The organism is Rhizobium sp. C1 (assembly GCF_021026335.1).
GTDB lineage: Bacteria > Pseudomonadota > Alphaproteobacteria > Rhizobiales > Rhizobiaceae > Ensifer_A.
This window is the reverse complement of record NZ_JAJNCY010000005.1, coordinates 103,116-119,474: the sequence shown is the minus strand read 5'-3', so window position 1 is coordinate 119,474 and position 16,359 is coordinate 103,116. Positions and strand designations below refer to the sequence as shown.

The window sequence follows — 16,359 nt, the reverse complement described above, 5'->3', positions numbered from 1 at the left end:
TGCAGTCATGCGAACCCTAGCGTTTGCGGTAGGGCGTCAGCCTCACCTCGAGCAACTGCAGCGCCCTTACGATGAGGAAGTTGAGAAGAAGATAGATCGCGCCTGCGGCCACGAAGACTTCCATGGCGCGGTAGGTCTGGGCGATGAGGTCCTGCGCGATGCCGGTCACTTCCGTGAGCGTGATGATGGAGGCGAGCGACGTGCCCTTCACAATCAGGATGATCTCGTTGCTATAGGCCGGCAGCGCCTGGCGCAGCGCCAGCGGAAGTACGACCAGCCGCAGGGTCTGGACACGGGTGAGCCCGAGCGCGAGCGAGGCTTCTGAAAGTCCGCGCGGCACGTTGCGGATCGCGCCGCGCAGGATCTCGCTGCTATAGGCCGCCGTGTTCAGCGTCAGCGCAATAATGGCGCACCAGTAGGGTTCGCGGAACATCCACCAGAGGCCGATGGCCTGCAGGTTGGGCCTGAACTGGCCGAGGCCGTAATAGATCAGGAAGATCTGCACCAGAAGCGGCGTGCCGCGGAAGACGGAGACGAAGGTGCGGATCGGCCAGAGCACGAAGCGGTTGTTACCCTGCTGGGCAAGGGCCAGTGCCAGCGCCAGCACGAAGCCGAACAGCACGGACAGGGTGCAGAGCTGCAAGGTCAGCGGCAGGCCGGCGAGCAGCTTCGGAATGATTTCGAGGAAGAAGCCGGGATCGATCATCGGTGCACGACCCCGCGCGAGGCATTGGCTTCCGCCCGGCTGAAGAAGAGGTCCGTCACGCCGGCAATGGCGAAATAGAGGGCGGCGGCGGCGAAATAGAAGAGGAAGGGTTCGCGCGTCGAGCCCGCGCCGATCTGGGCCTGGCGCATGAGTTCGACGAGTCCGATGACCGAAATCAGGGCGGAATCCTTCAGTACGAGCTGCCAGACATTGCCGAGACCGGGTATGGCATGGCGCAGCAATTGCGGCACTATGACAAGCCGCAGCATCTGGATGCGTGTCAGCGCCAGCGCCTTGGCGGCATCGAACTGGCCCTTGTCGATGGCGAGATAGGCGCCGCGATAGACTTCGGACTGGTAGGCTCCGGAAATGAAGCCGATGGTGACGACACCGGTCACCATCGTCGGCAGGCCGACAAAACCTGTCGCGCCAAACAGATGCGCAATCGAAGTGAGCGCGACGCTGCCGCCGTAATAGAAGAGATATATGCTCAGGAGATCCGGCACGCCGCGAAATACGGTGCCATAGGCGAGCGCAGCGCCCCGCGGAACTCTGGAGCCGGAAAGCCGTCCGGCCGCTGCAAGGCCGCCGAAGACGGCGCCGAGCGCGAAGCCGAGCACGGAGAGCAGCAGCGTGACGCCGGCCGCTTCCAGAAGCAGCGCGCCCCAGCCGCCTGCGCCGAATCCGAGCAGATGAAGTTTGTCGAACATGGGGGTCAAGAACCTGTCGGACGGCGCAGCAGTCCGGTTTCGCAATCAATGAACAGTGACGAGCAAGAGCGGAAAACGGGGACCGGACGATATGCCCGATCCCCGCCGGCCCGCCTCGTCTTACTTCACTGGGGTCACGTCGGTGTGGAACCACTTTTCAGACAAGCGCTTGACGGTTCCGTCAGCAATGGCTTCCCCGATGGCTTTGTTGAAGGTCGCCTTCAGGGCGGTATCTTCCTTGCGGATCCCGGCACCGGTGCCCATGCCCAAGATGCCGCCGACAAAGCCAGGGCCAGCGAGCGTGTAATCGGCAAATTCCGGCTTGGCGAGCGTTGCCGTGGCTGTCGTCTGCTGAACTATGATGCCGTCGACACGGCCTGCGGCCAGATCGAGGTCATGCTGTTCCGTCGTCTTGTATTCGCGGATATCGACGACATCGCCGAAATACTTCTTGAGGAATGCCAGGATCTGCGTACCTGACTGGACGCCGATGACCTTGCCCTTGAGAAGCGGCTTGAGCTTGTCGACGGCGGCCTGGGCGGCGGCCTCGTCGTCAAGCTTGACCTTGTCCTTGGAGAGACCCTGCTTGCCGAGTTCACTGCTCTTGGCGACGGCAAAGCTGGTCGGGTCGATCGCGTAGGGCTGCGTGAAGTCGATCGTCTCCATGCGCTTCGGGGTGATGAACATGGCGGCCATGATCACGTCGAACTTGCCGACCTTCAGCGAGGGGATGAGGCCGTCCCAGTTCTGAGCGATGATGGAGCATTTCAGCTTGGCGCGGGCGCAGAGATCGTTAGCGAGGTCGATTTCGAAACCGTCGAGCTTGCCGTCGGCGTTGACGAAGTTCCACGGCGCATAGGCACCTTCGGTGGCAATCTTGATTTCCTTCGGCGCGTCTTCGGCGCGTGCCACTTGCGTGACGGCGAGGGTCATGAGAGCAGCAGCAACCGCTGCCATACGACGAAATGTCATGGCTATTCCCTTTTTGTTGTGCCGCTTATGCGGCTGTTCCCCGTCCTTGCCGGACGTTCCGCCGGCTTCGGACATTGTTGACCGTCCGGCTTTTAGCGCCGATCGGGACTTGCGAATTCGGCCGCCAGCGATGGCGTGCCGAAAATTTGATCTGGCGCCCTCCGTCCGCCTTCACGGCGACGAGTGACTTCAACCATAATCAAAAGCGTACCGGCTTTAGTTCGGACAATTCCGAAGTCAAAAGCGGTTGATTGCCCATGTATTGGCCATGTATTCCATCTCAGCGGCGGCCCGGAGTTGCGAACTCGGCCAGCAGCGAAGCCGTTCCCAGAACATGATCTTCCATCACCCGCTCGGCCTGTGCCACGTCTCCCGACCGGAGCGCGTCGATGAGCGCCTGATGTTCCTCGCGGGCGGAAAGCGGCTTCTCGGCATAGTCTAACCAGATCCGCATATAGGGCTCGATCGCCACATGCAGGGCGGCGATCTGGCGGATCAGCTTCGGCCGGGCGCTTAGTCCATAGATATACGCGTGGAACTCCTGGTGCCGCAGCACCCAATCGCTGCTGCCCGCCTCGCCCGCCCGCTCCATGCGCAGAAGCAGGCGGTCCAGTTCCTCGAAATGCTCTGCCGTCATCTTCGGCAGGGCCAGGCGCACCGCCAGCCCTTCGAGCACGGAGCGGATTTCGAAGGTTTCGTTGAGTTCATCCAGTGTCAGGCCTGCGACCACGCAGCCGCGATTGGGCCGAAGCGTGACCAGCCCGTCGGCGGCAAGCCGGCGAAAGGCCTCGCGCACGGGCATGCGGCTCATGCCGATCTCTGCAGCGATGTCTTCCGGAATAAGGCGATCCCCGGCCTTGTAGCGTCCGAGCCGCAGAGACCTCTGCAGGTAGAGATACGCTTCCTCCTCGGCCGTGGAGGCAACAGGCGATGAAGAGGAAAGACTGGTGATCATCTGGCTCACTGGATTTTTGTATCCACTTATCCAAACATGCTCGCACAGACTCGTCAAGGCGATGCGACGCCAAATTCGGATATTGATCATCGGCGCGGAGAATGACATGAAGCTTCAAGGCTAAACTTCGCCGAAGGGTAATTTCATGCTCACCGACTTGATCGACTACGGGCTGGGAATGCGCACGGTGTCGCTCTTACGCTCGCGTGTCACACTGCATACGATGCCGACCAGCGCGGGTTATGAAATCCGTGAAAATACAGTCTATTCCTGGGACGGGCGTCTGCGTGGCAACACGCCGTTCACGGTGCTGCAGCACACGATCTCCGGGCGCGGCTCGCTGCGCTATGAAAACCGCAACATGAAGATTCATGCTGGCGAGACGCTGCTTGTCATCATCCCGCACAATCATCGCTACTGGCTTGAGAAGGGCGATCGCTGGGAATATTTCTGGATTTCGATGAACGGGATCGATGCTCTGCGAATCCACGAGATGGTGCTGAATGCGCAGGGGCCTGTGTTGAAGCTCAAGCCGCAGACGATCGACCGGCTGGCCGATTGCACCCTGCGGCTTATGAAGGGCGAGGGGGAGTCCCCCGGTCTTGCATCATCCATCGCGTATGAAGCGGCGATGCATCTCTATGACGATGTCTTCGGGCCGTCCGACCGGATATTGCGCGAGCAGAACGCCATTACCCGGACGCTGCAGTTCATCGCCGAGAATCTGAGCAGCGACCTCAATGTCGATCGGCTGGCAGAAGTCGCGGGGCTGAGCCGCGCTCATTTCTCCCGCAGCTTTGCCACCATGGCGGGACTTCCGCCGGCGGAATATGTGCAAGAGCAGCGCATGCGCCGCGCCGCGCGCCTGCTGATCGCCAATCGCGACATGAGCGTCAAAGAGATCGCCGCGCGCTGCGGCATGGTGGAAAACAACTATTTCTCCAAGGTCTTCCGCAAGGCCTACGGGGTCAGCCCGACCGAATTCCGCACCTCGGGCATGTACGCCTCCGTCGGCGACTAGAGAAAGCTCGAACCGCAAGCGGTCTCGCGTCCGCAATTGCGCTGGACAAAGATGGACGCGTTCGACGATGCCGGAAGCGCTCGGGCCGTTGACGGCGTTCCGGCCCGGTGCAACAAAGATGACATGAACGCTGTCATTCCATCCCGCGCGAAAAAGACATTGCTCTGGCTTCAGGCCGGAAGCTGCGGCGGCTGCACCATGTCCGTGCTGGAAGTGGGCGCGAAAGGGTTCATGCGCGAGCTGCAGGCCTTCGGGATCGACCTTCTGTGGCATCCGTCGCTGAGCGAGGAATCGGGCAGCGAAGCGATCGAGATTTTCGAGGATGTCGCGGAAGGGCGGCGGCCGCTCGACATTCTCTGCATCGAAGGCTCGATCATGATGGGGCCGGACGGGACAGGGCTCTACAGCCGCATGGCGGGCACCGGCAAGACGACGCTGGACTGGGTGCGCAGGCTTGCGCCGCGCGCCCGGTATTGCGTCGCGGTCGGCACCTGTGCAGCCTTTGGCGGGATACCGGCAGCGCAGCCCTTTTCGGAGGATGTCAGCGGGCTGCAATATGGCGACGGGCTGGAGGGCGGGGCGCTGGGGCGGGATTTCAGGTCCTTGTCCGGCATGCCGGTGATCAACATCGCCGGCTGCGCGCCGCATCCGGGCTGGATCATGGAAACGCTCGGCGCAATTGCCTTCGACGAGTTTGCCGCCACCGATCTCGACAAGCTGGGCCGCCCGCGCTTCTACGCCAAGACGCTTGCCCATCACGGCTGCGACCGCAACGAATATTACGAGTTCAAGGCGAGCGCCGAAAAGCTCTCCGATCTCGGCTGCATGATGGAACATCTCGGCTGCAAGGCGACGCAGGCGGTCGGCGACTGCAATCAGCGCGCCTGGAACGGCGGCGGCTCATGCACCCATGGCGGCTTTTCCTGTATTGCCTGCACCTCCCCCGGTTTCGAGGCGGCCAACGGCTTCCTCAAGACGCCCAAGGTGGCCGGTATCCCGGTCGGCCTGCCGCTTGACATGCCCAAGGCCTGGTTCGTGGCGCTGGCGGCCCTTTCCAAATCCGCGACGCCCGAGCGCGTGCGCAAGAATGCGACCTCCGACCGGGTGACCACAGACCCGCAACGGGGCAAGGCGGGCCGCGAATGACACGCGTCATCGCAGGCCCGTTCAATCGCGTCGAGGGGGATCTGGAAGTCGCGCTCGACATTCAGGATGGCGTGATCGCCCGCGCCGAAGTCACGACGACACTCTATCGCGGCTTCGAGGCAATCCTGTCAGGCCGGCCGCCCTCTGATGCGCTCGTCATTGCGCCGCGTATTTGCGGCATCTGTTCGGTGTCGCAATCGATTGCGGCGGCCACAGCCCTGCGCAATCTCGCTGGCGGGCGGGCTGCGCCGAACGGATATTTGGCGGCCAATTTGGCGCATGCGGCGGAGAACATCGCCGACCACCTGACGCATTTCTATCTCTTCTTCATGCCGGATTTCGCCCGCGCCGAATATGCGGCGCGCGCATGGTTCGAGCCGACCGCCGAGCGCTTCAAGGCTGTGAGCGGCAATGCCTCCGCCGAGTATCTGCCCGCCCGCCGCCGCCTGCTGGAAATCATGGGGCTGATCGCCGGCAAGTGGCCGCATTCGCTGGCCTTCCAGCCCGGCGGCGTGACGAAGGCGATCGATATCGGGGAACGGGTGCGGCTCGCTGCCATTCTCGCCGACACGCAGGTCTTTCTCGAGCAGACGCTCTTCGGCGTCTCGCTGGATGATATCCTGTCCATGCAGACGGAAGAGGATCTGGAGGCGTTCCGGGCAAAAGCCAGCGGCGATTTCAGCGCCTTTCTCGGCATTGCTGATGATCTCTCGCTGCGCCATCTGGGCCGCGGGCCGGGCCTGCTTCTGTCATATGGCGCTTACCATGAGGCGGAGACCTCGCTCTTCCCGGCGGGCATCGCAGGCCTCGGTGGCGTGACACCGTTCGACGGCAGTGGCATTTCGGAAGACGTTGCCTTCTCCTGGTTCAGCGACACAGCAGAGACGCCCTTCGAGGCTGAGACGAGACCGGATGCCCTGAAAGACGGCGCTTACTCCTGGGCCAAGGCCCCGCGTATAGACGGTAAGCCGATGGAAACCGGAGCTGCAGCCCGACTGACCGTCGCCGGCCACCCGCTGATCACGGCGCTGATTGCCCGCGATGGCGGAACTTCGGTGCGCACCCGTGTCATCGCCCGCCTCATCGAGACCGCGATCCTCGTTCACGCAATGCAAGGCTGGCTGAGGGAACTGCGTCTCAAGGAGGCCTTCTCCACCCATTTCACCCTGCCGGACGATGCCCGCGCGGCAGGTCTGGTGGAGGCGGCGCGGGGCGCGCTCGGTCATTGGGTGACGCTGACCAACGGCAAGATCGAGCGTTACCAGATCATCGCGCCCACCACCTGGAACTTCTCGCCACGCGACCGCACCGGCCTGGCCGGACCTCTCGAACAGGCGCTGGAAGGTGTCGAAACCGGGGCGCTCGGTGCGAAGTCCGCCGCGCTTCAGCATGTCATCCGCTCCTTCGACCCCTGCATGGTCTGCACCGCGCATTGAGCTGCAGACGCTGACAATCCTCTTTCCATGGCCCGGTTAGCGGCTTTCCAGCCGGTCGTGATCTCGACTGCCGCACGCCTGTCCCGCGCGATGCGAGAATTGATCTTCTGTCAGAATAAATCCTTAAAATTCAATCTTCTTCCGGGAGCCTGGTCCGCGCGCGCGAAACTGGTCCGCTTTTTGCTGAACCTCTGATCATGTCTACCGCAGGGTCGGCGGGGACGGAACAAACTTGAAAATGCCGGAGGAGAGCATGGCTGCAACCGAAACCTTTTACGATGTCATTCGCCGTCAGGGGATCACCCGGCGAAGCTTCACGAAATTCTGCAGCCTGACGGCAGCGAGCCTCGGCTTTGGCCCATCGGGCGCGAAGGCCATGGAACAGGCGCTGGAAACCAAGGAACGCGTTCCAGTCATCTGGATGCATGGTCTCGAATGCACCTGCTGTTCGGAAAGCTTCATTCGTTCGGCCCATCCGCTCGTCAAGGATGTGATCCTGTCCATGATCTCGCTCGACTATGACGACACGATCATGGCGGCGGCCGGCAAGCAGGCGGAAGCCATCCTCGAAGAGACCAAGGCGAAATACAAGGGCAAGTATATTCTGGCCGTCGAAGGCAATCCGCCGCTCAATGAAGACGGCATGTTCTGCATCGACGGCGGCCGGCCCTTCGTCGAGAAGCTGAAATGGATGGCGGAAGACGCCATGGCGATCATCGCCTGGGGCGCCTGCGCCTCCTGGGGCTGCGTGCAGGCTGCCAAGCCGAACCCGACACAGGCCACCCCGATCGACAAGGTGATCAAGGACAAGCCGATCATCAAGGTTCCGGGCTGTCCGCCGATCGCCGAGGTGATGACCGGCGTCGTGACCTTCATCACCACCTTCGGCCGTCTGCCAGAGCTGGACCGGCAGGGCCGGCCGCAGATGTTCTATTCGCAGCGCATCCACGACAAGTGCTATCGCCGCCCGCATTTCGATGCCGGCCAGTTCGTCGAGGAGTGGGACGACGAAGGCGCGCGCAAGGGCTACTGTCTCTACAAGATGGGCTGCAAGGGTCCGACCACCTACAATGCCTGCTCGACTGTGCGCTGGAACAACGGCGTCTCCTTCCCCATCCAGTCGGGTCATGGCTGCATCGGCTGTTCGGAAGACGGCTTCTGGGACAAGGGCTCCTTCTACGACCGCCTCACGACCATCAACCAGTTCGGCATCGAGGCGAATGCCGACCAGATCGGCCGCACGGCCGCGGGCGTCGTCGGCGCCGGCATCGTCGCGCATGCCGCCATCACGGCGGTGAAGCGCGTCACCACGAAACGCGAAAAGACCGACGCCTGAGACTTCCGGGGGAGATACTTCAATGACAATCCAAACGCCAAACGGCTTCAATCTCGACAATTCCGGCAAGCGCATCGTTGTCGATCCGGTGACCCGCATCGAGGGTCACATGCGCGTCGAAGTCAATGTCGACGAGAACAACGTCATCCGCAACGCGGTGTCCACCGGCACGATGTGGCGCGGGATCGAAGTGATCCTCAAGAACCGCGACCCGCGCGACGCCTGGGCCTTTACCGAGCGGATCTGCGGGGTCTGCACCGGCACGCATGCGCTCACTTCCGTGCGCGCGGTCGAAAACGCGCTCGGCATCCTCATCCCGGAAAACGCCAACTCGATCCGTAACCTCATGCAGCTGGCGCTGCAGGTGCATGACCACGTCGTGCATTTCTATCACCTCCACGCGCTCGACTGGGTGGATGTCGTCTCGGCACTCTCGGCGGACCCCAAGGCGACCTCGGCGCTGGCGCAATCTGTTTCGGATTGGCCGCTCTCCTCGCCCGGCTATTTCAAGGACATTCAGGGCCGCCTGAAGAAGTTCGTGGAATCCGGTCAGCTCGGCCCGTTCAAGAACGGCTACTGGGGCTCCAAGGCCTACAAGCTGCCGCCGGAAGCCAATCTCATGGCCGTGGCGCATTATCTGGAAGCGCTCGATTTTCAGAAGGAAATCGTCAAGATCCACACGATCTTCGGCGGCAAGAACCCGCATCCGAACTGGCTGGTCGGCGGTGTGCCGTGCCCGATCAATGTCGATGGCGTGGGCGGTGTCGGCGCGATCAACATGGAGCGGCTGAACTATGTCACCTCGATCATCGACCAGCTGATCGAGTTCAACGACAAGGTCTATATCCCCGACATCATGGCCATCGGCTCCTTCTACAAGGACTGGCTCTATGGCGGCGGCCTGTCGGGCAAGAACGTTCTGGCCTATGGCGACGTGCCGGAACATGCCAATGACTATTCGGAAGCCAGCCTCAAGCTGCCGCGCGGCGCGATCATCAACGGCAATCTCAACGAGATTTTCCCCGTCGATCACACCGACCCGGAACAGATCCAGGAATATGTGACCCACTCGTGGTACAAATATCCGGACGAGAGCAAGGGCCTGCACCCTTGGGACGGCGTCACCGAGCCGCATTACGAGCTCGGCCCCAAGGCCAAGGGCACGAAGACGAATATCGAGCAGCTCGACGAAGACGGCAAATATTCCTGGATCAAGGCCCCGCGCTGGCGCGGCCATGCCATGGAAGTCGGCCCTCTCGCCCGCTGGATCGTCGGCTATGCGCAGGGCAAGGCCGAGTTCAAGGAGCCGGTCGACAAGGTGCTGAAGGACCTCGGCCTGCCGACCGCTGCGCTCTTCTCGACCTTGGGCCGTACGGCGGCGCGCGCGCTGGAATCGCAATGGGCCGGCTACCAGATGCGGCATTTCCAGAACAAGCTGATCGCCAATATCAAGAATGGCGACAGCGCCACCGCCTTTGTCGACAAGTGGAAGCCGGAAACCTGGCCGAAGGAGGTCAAGGGCGTCGGCTTTACCGAGGCGCCCCGCGGCGCGCTCGCCCACTGGATCAAGATCAAGGACGGCAAGATCGACAACTATCAGTGCGTCGTGCCGACCACCTGGAACGGTTCGCCCCGTGACCCGAAGGGCAATATCGGCGCCTTCGAGGCCTCGCTCATGGACACGCCCATGGCCGATCCGACCCAGCCGCTCGAAATCCTCCGGACCATCCATTCCTTCGACCCGTGCCTGGCCTGCTCGACGCATGTCATGAGCCCGGATGGACAGGAAATGGCCAAGGTCCAGGTTCGCTGAGGGGAGGATGGGGGGATGTCATATTCCGAAACCAAGGCCGCCGACGCCCATGGCGAGCAGGCGATCGACCGCAAGAGCGTCTATGTCTATGAAGCGCCGGTGCGCATCTGGCATTGGGTCAATGCGCTCGCCATCCTGACGCTGGCGCTGACCGGCTATTTCATCGGTTCACCTCTCCCGTCGCAACCGGGGGAAGCGAGCGCCAACTTCCTGATGGGCTATATCCGCTTCACGCATTTCGCGGCGGGGCAGGTGCTGGCAATCTTTCTGATCCTGCGCGTCTATTGGGCCATCGTCGGCAACAAGCATGCGCGCCAGATCTTCTACGTGCCGTTCTGGAGCGGGCGCTTCTGGAGCGAATGGCTGCATGAGGTGAAGTGGTATACGTTCCTCGCCCGGCAGCCGAAGAAATATGTGGGCCACAACCCGCTGGCTCAGTTCACCATGTTCTTCATGGTGACGCTGCCGCTGTTCTTCATGGTGATCACCGGCTTTGCGCTCTACAGCGAAGGCACGGGCCGCGACAGTTGGGAATACAAGCTCTTCGGCTGGGTCTTCTCGATCTTCCCGAACAGCCAGGACGTCCACACGCTGCATCATCTGGGCATGTGGGTGATCCTCACCTTCGTCATGGTCCATATCTATGTGGCCGTTCGCGAGGACATCATGAGCCGGCAAAGCATCATCTCCTCGATGATCTCCGGCGAGCGCCTGTTCAAGGACGAGGAGGACGACTGAGATGGCGGAGCGAAAGCCAAAGGTTCTCGTCCTCGGCATCGGCAATATCCTCTGGGCGGACGAGGGCTTCGGCGTACGCGCCGTCGAGGCCTTCCACCAGGCCTACAAGGTGGCCGACAATGTCACCATTCTCGACGGCGGCACGCAGGGGCTCTATCTCGTCCATTACGTGACCGAGGCCGATTATCTGATCGTCTTCGACGCCATCGACTACGGTCTGGTGCCGGGCACGCTGAAGCTGGTGCGCGATGACGAGGTGCCGAAATTCACCGGGGCGAAGAAGATGAGCCTGCACCAGACCGGGTTCCAGGAGGTGCTGAGCGCCGCCGACCTGATGGGCGGCTATCCCGAGCGTCTCGCGCTGATCGGCTGCCAGCCGGTCGATCTCGAAGATTGGGGCGGGCCGGTGACAGAGCCGGTGCGGGCGGTGATCCCGCAGGCGCTGACTGTTGCTGTCGATGTCCTGCGCGAATGGGGCATCGGTGTCGAGCCGCGCGCGCCCGGTGAAGCGGTTCCGCCGTTGCTCGAAAACGATATCGATTTCGAACGTTACGAGCGGCGCGCCGAGAGCGCCAGCCTTTCCGCCTGAGACAAAGCCCGGCGAACCGCATCGCCGGGCATTTTCTATTGATAAAACAAGGAAAGTCCCATGTGCATCGGCATTCCCATGCAGGTCGTCATCTCCGGCCCCTTCGAGGCCGTCTGCGAACGGCATGGGCAGACGCATACGCTGTCGATGATGCTGATCGGCGAGCAGCCTGTCGGCACCTGGGTCCTGTCGCATCTCGGCTCAGCCATCCGCGTGCTGGATGAGGCGGAAGCGCGGACCATTGATGATGCGCTGACGGGGCTGTCAGAGGCCGTGGAAGGCCGGAGTTTCGATGCGCTGTTTGCCGATCTGATCAATCGCGAGCCCGAACTGCCGGCGCATCTGCGCGATATGTGAAAAGCGAGTTCCCAAGACTGGAAACCTTCTTTCCAGTCTTGATCAACGGCAAATTTGAGCCGCTGCAAATTCTCTTTACATTTCAGTGTAATCTTCGCTTCCCCCAAACTGGCACGGCCTTTGCAAAGTCCTTTCCAAGGAAAAATACTGGCCTTCAGGGGAGGAAGCCCATGCCGTCAGCACTTGTCCGTGCGCTCAGCGAGCGCATGAATTTGCCGCTTCTCGACGAAACCAATATCGACGCCTTTCTGGCGCCCACGGCGGAGGAGGTCGATCACACGATCATCTTCTTCACCGGCGATCCGAAGCAGCGCAGCGAAACGAATGACGTGGCCGTCGTGCTTCCGGAAATTCTCCAGACATTCCAGGGCCGGTTGCGCGGTGGCGTGGTGCGGCGCGGGCACGAAGACAGGCTGAAGGCGCGCTTCCATGTCGTCATCATGCCGAGCCTCGTCGTCACCCGTCGCAGCGACATCATGGGCATCCTGCCCAAGGTCCGCGACTGGTCGGAATATATGGACAGTATCGGCGACTGGCTGGAGCCGGGCGCCGAGCCGATGAAGACGCCCGCGCCGCAGCGGGTCGAGATTAGACATGGTGGCGTGAGGATCGACGCATGAAGGCCGGTTTCTGGGTTGCCCCCGAGGGCGAAGAAAGTGCCATGAGCATCATGCCGATCGACACGGAAGTGCCGGTCGCCGCGCGCAAGCTCAGCTTCCTCGCCACAGCCACGGCGGAAGAAATGATCCATCGCTGTCGTGACACGGCGGCCCTGCTGCCGAAGATCGCCGATGCGCTGGAGCGGCAGAAGGAGGGCGCGCCGGGCCAGCTCTACGACATAACCGACTATTCCGAAGACGACCGCATGCTCATCACCGAGACGCTGGGTGAGGGCGAGGTTTCGGGCGTTGCTGTTCTGTCGAACGGGATCACGGCGCAGATCCAGGAAGCGCTGATGGCCGGCGTCTGGCGCATCCGCTTCACTGACGCTGCCGACCGGCTCGTCGCCGACTATGTCGAGGTCGCCTCGATCCCCGCCGTTGTCGCTGAGGCCTGCGCAGCACTTCCGTCAGAACTTGCTTACGGTCAGCCGCCGGCAGGCGCCATGAATGTCATGCCGGTCCTGCACGAAATCTCGGGCAAGATGGCGGCGCACAAGCCGGACGACGAGGCGCACACGATCACGTTCTCGCTGCTGCCGATGAGCCCGGAAGACATGGATTTCCTGCAGGAGACGCTGGGCGCCGGCCCCGTGCAGCTCACCTCGCGCGGCTATGGCACCTGTCGTGTGCTGGCAACAGGCGCGCGCAATGTCTGGTCCGTGCAGTTCTATAACGCCATGGACACGATCATTCTCGACACGCTGGAGATCTGCACCATCCCGGCAGTGGCGATTGCGGCGGAGGAAGACTTCCAGGACAGCGCCGTGCGCATCCGCGAAATCGAGGAGGCCTATTTCAAATGAGCGGCGGTTTCGAAAATTTCGGCAAGCGGGAAGAGGCCGGCATTGACGGCAAGATGGAATGCGGCATCTGCTGGCATGTCTATGATCCGGCAGAAGGCGATCCCGTCTGGCAGATCGAGCCCGGCACACCCTTCGCCGAGCTGCCGGAAGACTGGCGCTGTCCGAACTGCGATGCGCTCCAGTCGAAATTCATGGCGCTGGGTGCGGAGAACGCGTGATGCAAACCGCCCCGGACATGCAGGACGGGATGGCAGCGGACATTGCTGCAGCGCTCGAAGCGCGCTATCGGCACATCGCGGAGACCGCGATGGCCGACGTGCCGATCTGCAATCCGGCGCTTGAAGTTGCCGCCACCGGCTTTCGCCCCTGGGGTGGACGGGCCGTGGGGGTCGTCACGACGCCCTGGTTCATGAACCTCATCGCCATTCCCCTGTCGGGAACGGAGATCGAGCCGGTCGCGGCGGGCAAGAGCGTCAGGCTGAACCTGCCGGCGGGCGAAGTCGAATTCATCGTCGGCGAACTGGAGGGCATCGGCCGCGTCGATTCCTGCTCGCTCTTCTCGCCGGTTTTCGAGTTCGCCAGCATGGAAGAGGCAAACGAGGTCGCCGCCGAAATCGTCCGCACCTTCTTCGACATCAGCGCGCTTGAGCCGCCACCGCCACCACCTCCCCCGCCCGCGCGGCCAAGCCGGCGCGATCTGCTGCGCGGCAAGCTTGCGGCGAGACCTGAGATGGTGGAACCATGAACGCGCCGCTTGCCGCAGGCTCCGTTGCCATTTCCGTCAGCCTGGCGCGTGATGCTGTCTGCGCCGTCGAGGTGAAAAGCGCCCGCCCGCCAGCGCTGGCGCGTCTCTTCGAGGGGCGGGCCCCCTCGGAAGCGCCGCGACTGGCCGGACAGATTTTCTCGCTCTGCGGCTTTGCCCAGTCGACGGCCTCGCGGCTCGCGCTGGCGCAGGCGGAAGGCAAAAGCATCAGCCGTCAGGATCGCACCTTTGCCGCCGCAGGCCTGCTGGCCGAGCGCATATTCGAGACGCTGCGTTCGCTGGTCATGCAATGGCCGGGCAAGCTCCCCGCCGCCGCCCAAGCCGCTGCCGGCACGCATCTGCGGGAAGCCTTGAAGGCCTCCCGCGCCATCGTCAGCATCGCCGAAAGCGGATGGGAGAGCCCCCGCGCGCTGGCCGATGCACGCGACGCCCTGCGTCAGGCGGCGTCTGCCTTGGGCGTTCCGGCAACAGGTGCGGAGCCGGCAAAGTGCAGCCTGCTGGAGGCGATCGCCCTTGATCTGGCGCGCGACGATGTGTTCCCGCGCCGCGCCGTCGAAGCGCTTGAGGCGGAAGACGATGCCGATGTTGTCGACCTGCTTGTGAAAACGGAGGCTTACGCCCAGCGCCCGTCGCTGCCCGGCCGGGTCGTGGAAACGGGGGCTTACAGCCGCTTTCATGACAGGCTGGCCGGCGATACAGCCAAGGCGCTCCTTGCGCGCTTCAAGGCACGCCTTGCGGACATGTCCGTCTCGCTCCTTGAACTCGATGCCATCACGGAGGGCCGCGCCGTTGCGCTTGAGGCGCTGATGCGCGACGGTGTTGCCAGTGGCAACGGTTATGGGGCGGTCGAATGCGCGCGGGGGCGGCTTTATCATGCCGCCCGGCTCGACGCCGAGGGCCGGATCGCGCAATATCGCATCCTTGCGCCGACCGAATGGAATTTTCACCCCGCCGGGCCTTTCGTCGAAACGCTGCTTTCGTCAAGAATAGGCGCGGGAGACATGGCCCGCCTGCGCATCGCCAAGCTGGCCGCGCTCTTCGACCCCTGCGTCGCATTCGACATCACGGTGAAGGAGATCGCCCATGCATGAAATGTCGCTGATGGAAAGCGTCGTGGAGATCGCCTGCGAAACCGCCGTGAGCCATGGCGCGAAGGGCATTCGCGTGATCCGGCTGGATGTCGGCCGTTTGAGCCATGCCGATCCGGACGCGCTTCTGTTCTGCTATGATGCCATCCGGCGGGGAAGCCTTGCGGAAGAGGCTGCACTCGAAATCAACCGCATCGCCGGTGAAGGCTGGTGCCTCGATTGCGAAAAGACGGTGCCTTTGGAGGAGCGTTTCGGGGCCTGCCCGGAATGCGGCCGCTCGCGCGTCCAGATGACGGCGGGCGACGAATTGAAGATCAGGGATTTGGAGGTGATCTGATGTGTACGGTTTGCGGATGCGGGACCGATCCCGTGATCGATGACGGAACGGAAAACGGTGCGGGCGGTCATAAGCATGACCATCACCACCATGATCATGAGCATGAGCATGAGCATGAGCATGAGCATGGGCACGATCATGACCACGGCGACCATCATGATCACCACGACCACGATCATGTGCATCACGAGGATGGCGCAACGCATTACGGCAAGGGCATTGCGGGCGTGCATGTTCCCGGCATGAGCCAGGAGAAGATCATCCAGGTCGAGCGCGACATTCTCTCGAAAAACGACCGGCTGGCCGCCGCCAATCGCGCGCATCTCGCGCAGCGCGGCATTTTCGCCCTCAACTTCGTCTCCAGCCCCGGTTCCGGCAAGACCACGCTTCTCGCCCGCATGATCCGCGAGCTGAAGGAGCGGATGGAAATTACGGTCATCGAGGGTGACCAGCAGACCTCCAACGATGCGATGCGCATTCGCGAGGCCGGCGCGCGCGCGGTGCAGATCAATACCGGCAAGGGCTGCCACCTCGACGCGCACATGGTGGGCCATGCGATTGAAACACTGGAGCCGGCGGAAAACTCCGTTCTCTTCATAGAGAATGTTGGAAATCTCGTCTGTCCCGCCGCCTTCGATCTCGGCGAGGCCCACAAGGTGGTGGTTCTCTCCGTCACCGAGGGCGAGGACAAGCCGCTGAAATATCCCGACATGTTCGCCGCCGCCGATATCATGGTGTTGAACAAGTCCGATCTTCTGCCGCATCTCGATTTCAACACCGGGCTCTGCATCGCCAATGCCATGCGGGTCAATCCCAAGCTCCAGACCTTCATCGTCTCGGCCCGCACGGGTGAGGGCATGGAAGCGCTTTATGCCTGGCTCGAAGCCTCCGCTGCGCGCCGGGCCGCTGCCGCAAAGGTCGCCTGAA

At 62.6% G+C, this 16,359-nt stretch carries 19 protein-coding genes; 15 read left to right on the top strand and 4 right to left on the bottom strand.

Annotated elements, in window-relative coordinates; translation table 11 throughout:
• Positions 1-16: 16 nt before the first annotated feature.
• From LQK83_RS12575 to LQK83_RS12560, 4 genes are all read right to left on the bottom strand, one after another.
• Entirely contained in the window at positions 17-706 is a 690-nt protein-coding gene (locus LQK83_RS12575; RefSeq protein ID WP_230837747.1) for an ABC transporter permease, read from the bottom strand.
• Positions 703-1,416: an ABC transporter permease gene (locus tag LQK83_RS12570; RefSeq protein WP_230837746.1), complete on the bottom strand. Its 714-nt coding sequence runs from the start codon at positions 1,414-1,416 to the stop codon at positions 703-705. The genes LQK83_RS12575 and LQK83_RS12570 overlap by 4 nt, the downstream gene beginning before the upstream one ends.
• 120 nt (positions 1,417-1,536) lie before the next feature.
• The gene (locus tag LQK83_RS12565) at positions 1,537-2,388 is read right to left on the bottom strand and encodes a transporter substrate-binding domain-containing protein (protein ID WP_230837745.1); all 852 of its coding nucleotides are present in this window, start codon (positions 2,386-2,388) and stop codon (positions 1,537-1,539) included.
• 280 nt (positions 2,389-2,668) lie between these two features.
• A complete protein-coding gene (locus LQK83_RS12560) occupies positions 2,669-3,343 on the bottom strand; it encodes a GntR family transcriptional regulator (protein ID WP_230837932.1) in 675 nt (224 codons plus the stop codon).
• Between the two features lie 145 nt (positions 3,344-3,488).
• Here LQK83_RS12560 and LQK83_RS12555 point away from each other — a divergent pair, with 145 nt between their 5' ends.
• The 15 genes from LQK83_RS12555 (at position 3,489) to hypB (ending at position 16,358) form a co-directional block, all read left to right on the top strand.
• Positions 3,489-4,364 (top strand): AraC family transcriptional regulator, encoded by an 876-nt coding sequence (locus LQK83_RS12555; RefSeq protein ID WP_230837744.1) that lies wholly within the window; start codon positions 3,489-3,491, stop codon positions 4,362-4,364.
• 123 nt (positions 4,365-4,487) lie between these two features.
• Entirely contained in the window at positions 4,488-5,510 is a 1,023-nt protein-coding gene (locus LQK83_RS12550; protein WP_230837743.1) for a HupU protein, read from the top strand.
• Complete coding sequence (locus LQK83_RS12545; protein WP_230837742.1) at positions 5,507-6,946, top strand: nickel-dependent hydrogenase large subunit; 1,440 nt, start codon at positions 5,507-5,509, stop codon at positions 6,944-6,946. Before LQK83_RS12550 ends, LQK83_RS12545 begins: the two co-directional genes overlap by 4 nt.
• A gap of 253 nt (positions 6,947-7,199) precedes the next feature.
• A complete protein-coding gene (locus LQK83_RS12540) occupies positions 7,200-8,282 on the top strand; it encodes a hydrogenase small subunit (RefSeq protein ID WP_230837741.1) in 1,083 nt (360 codons plus the stop codon).
• Between the two features lie 22 nt (positions 8,283-8,304).
• Positions 8,305-10,095 carry a nickel-dependent hydrogenase large subunit gene (locus LQK83_RS12535; RefSeq protein ID WP_230837740.1) on the top strand — a complete coding sequence of 597 codons (1,791 nt, stop codon included), beginning with the start codon at positions 8,305-8,307 and terminating at the stop codon, positions 10,093-10,095.
• A 15-nt stretch (positions 10,096-10,110) separates the two neighbouring features.
• On the top strand, positions 10,111-10,833 hold the full coding sequence (cybH, locus tag LQK83_RS12530) for a Ni/Fe-hydrogenase, b-type cytochrome subunit (protein ID WP_230837739.1): 723 nt from the start codon (positions 10,111-10,113) through the stop codon (positions 10,831-10,833).
• Position 10,834: 1 nt separating this feature from the next.
• Positions 10,835-11,422, top strand: a complete 588-nt coding sequence (locus LQK83_RS12525) for a HyaD/HybD family hydrogenase maturation endopeptidase (protein WP_230837738.1) — start codon at positions 10,835-10,837, stop codon at positions 11,420-11,422.
• A gap of 60 nt (positions 11,423-11,482) precedes the next feature.
• On the top strand, positions 11,483-11,779 hold the full coding sequence (gene hypC / locus LQK83_RS12520) for a HypC/HybG/HupF family hydrogenase formation chaperone (RefSeq protein ID WP_230837737.1): 297 nt from the start codon (positions 11,483-11,485) through the stop codon (positions 11,777-11,779).
• Positions 11,780-11,949: 170 nt separating this feature from the next.
• The gene (locus LQK83_RS12515) at positions 11,950-12,399 is read left to right on the top strand and encodes a hydrogenase accessory protein (RefSeq protein WP_230837736.1); all 450 of its coding nucleotides are present in this window, start codon (positions 11,950-11,952) and stop codon (positions 12,397-12,399) included.
• A complete protein-coding gene (locus LQK83_RS12510; RefSeq protein WP_230837735.1) occupies positions 12,396-13,244 on the top strand; it encodes a hydrogenase expression/formation protein in 849 nt (282 codons plus the stop codon). The genes LQK83_RS12515 and LQK83_RS12510 overlap by 4 nt, the downstream gene beginning before the upstream one ends.
• Positions 13,241-13,462, top strand: coding sequence for a rubredoxin (locus tag LQK83_RS12505; protein WP_109854801.1), 222 nt, complete (start codon positions 13,241-13,243; stop codon positions 13,460-13,462). Before LQK83_RS12510 ends, LQK83_RS12505 begins: the two co-directional genes overlap by 4 nt.
• Positions 13,462-13,989: a [NiFe]-hydrogenase assembly chaperone HybE gene (hybE, locus tag LQK83_RS12500; RefSeq protein ID WP_230837734.1), complete on the top strand. Its 528-nt coding sequence runs from the start codon at positions 13,462-13,464 to the stop codon at positions 13,987-13,989. Before LQK83_RS12505 ends, hybE begins: the two co-directional genes overlap by 1 nt.
• A complete protein-coding gene (locus tag LQK83_RS12495) occupies positions 13,986-15,098 on the top strand; it encodes a nickel-dependent hydrogenase large subunit (RefSeq protein WP_230837733.1) in 1,113 nt (370 codons plus the stop codon). The genes hybE and LQK83_RS12495 overlap by 4 nt, the downstream gene beginning before the upstream one ends.
• Entirely contained in the window at positions 15,091-15,432 is a 342-nt protein-coding gene (gene hypA, locus LQK83_RS12490; protein WP_230837732.1) for a hydrogenase maturation nickel metallochaperone HypA, read from the top strand. The genes LQK83_RS12495 and hypA overlap by 8 nt, the downstream gene beginning before the upstream one ends.
• Positions 15,432-16,358, top strand: coding sequence for a hydrogenase nickel incorporation protein HypB (gene hypB, locus LQK83_RS12485; protein ID WP_230837731.1), 927 nt, complete (start codon positions 15,432-15,434; stop codon positions 16,356-16,358). Before hypA ends, hypB begins: the two co-directional genes overlap by 1 nt.
• Position 16,359: the final 1 nt, after the last annotated feature.